Here is an 853-nt window from a genome sequence, read left to right as displayed (position 1 = left end):
ACCATTAAAGAGTCGACCCAGATTGCGAAGGAGCACTTACAAAGCTTGCCTAGAGCATCGCTGACACAGTACACGATGCTGATGATGGCACCCTACTCTTTACAGCTTCTCACAGGCCTGGGCGGAAGAATGCGTCCAGCCTTTAACATTACAATATCTAATGTCCCTGGACCGAAAAAGGCTCTCTACTACAATGGCTGTAAACTTGAGGCGATGTACCCAGTATCATTAATCGCCCATGGCGGCGCATTGAATATTACTTGTTTAAGCTATGATGGTTCACTGAATTTTGGCTATACCGGTTGTCGTGACACCTTGCCAAGCATGCAGAACCTGGCAGTATTTTCAGGAGAAGCGCTCGAGGAGCTTGAAGGCTTACTTACAAAAAAAGCCAAGACAAGAAAGACGAAAACTAAAAAAGCCACGACTCGCTAATTATAACGAGGCTCATCAGGATACGCTTAGCGTATCCTGAATCAAACTGACCATCGCAGGCATACCTCCCAGATGAGTCTTAATGTTTATCTTAACATCAGGGTACTGCTCCCTAGCCTTAGCAACTTCGGCCGGAACGTCTTCTATAACATGCCTACCGGCTGACAAGAAGTAAGGCAAGACATCTACTTCAGATGCTCCCTGCTCTATACACTGGATAATTGAGTCGGGTATTAATGGCTCAGCCAGCTCCAAAAAGCCAGTATTGACGATCGCATATTGAGCGCCGACCTTATTCTGAACGCTACGGGAAAGCTCCCGTACTTCATCATTGGAGGACGCTCGTCGTGAGCCGTGTGCAACAATTACTAATGCTTTCATAATGTCCTACTATATTAACCATTTTTTCATTGGGCTC

2 protein-coding genes are annotated in these 853 nt (G+C 46.0%); one reads left to right on the top strand and one right to left on the bottom strand.

Annotated features, from left to right (window positions below):
- A partial coding sequence (locus A3766_RS05880) for a WS/DGAT domain-containing protein (RefSeq protein ID WP_156508723.1) occupies positions 1–435 on the top strand: 435 nt, incomplete at its 5' end.
- Between the two features lie 15 nt (positions 436–450).
- On the opposite strand, the gene A3766_RS05875 is transcribed toward A3766_RS05880, so the two are convergent.
- Complete coding sequence (locus A3766_RS05875; RefSeq protein ID WP_068507391.1) at positions 451–816, bottom strand: sirohydrochlorin chelatase; 366 nt, start codon at positions 814–816, stop codon at positions 451–453.
- Positions 817–853: the final 37 nt, after the last annotated feature.

The organism is Oleiphilus sp. HI0132, assembly GCF_001635845.1.
This window is presented reverse-complemented; position numbering and strand designations above follow the sequence as displayed.